The organism is Pseudoalteromonas sp. SIMBA_162 (assembly GCF_046535955.1).
Lineage (GTDB): Bacteria > Pseudomonadota > Gammaproteobacteria > Enterobacterales > Alteromonadaceae > Pseudoalteromonas > Pseudoalteromonas marina.
Map to the genome: position 1 here is coordinate 1 of NZ_JAWJBQ010000122.1, position 377 is coordinate 377.

1 protein-coding gene is annotated in these 377 nt (G+C 31.0%); it reads right to left on the bottom strand.

What is annotated here, in order from left to right; all coding sequences use genetic code 11:
- Nucleotides 1-377 (bottom strand): UvrD-helicase domain-containing protein (locus R0J88_RS18990; protein WP_410900728.1); only part of this gene is annotated, 377 nt, incomplete at both ends.

A 377-nucleotide genomic window follows, 5' to 3' on the forward strand; every position in this document is an offset into this window, starting at 1 on the left:
GCCTGATTAGGGTCTCCCACTAAAAAAAGTCGTGTTTTATCTTTAGCAGAGCTCAATATTGTCGCTATTATAGAATATTGAATTTCCTTTGTATCTTGAAATTCATCTATCAAAACTATTTCAAATAGTGATGAAAGATGACGAGGTATTTTAGAGTTACTTGCAATAAGATCGTGTGATATCTTAAGCAGCAACTCAAAATCAATCAAATTGCAAGACCTTAAATAATCAAAATATCTTTCTAGAGCTAGTGAGATATTGTCATGTTTCTTTTCATCCTTACATGCTAGAATTATTTCTTTGCTTGTATAGTAATAATCACAATCAAAATTATTTATTTTGGGTGCTTTGAGTTCATTGCACAAACGCTTTAGCAG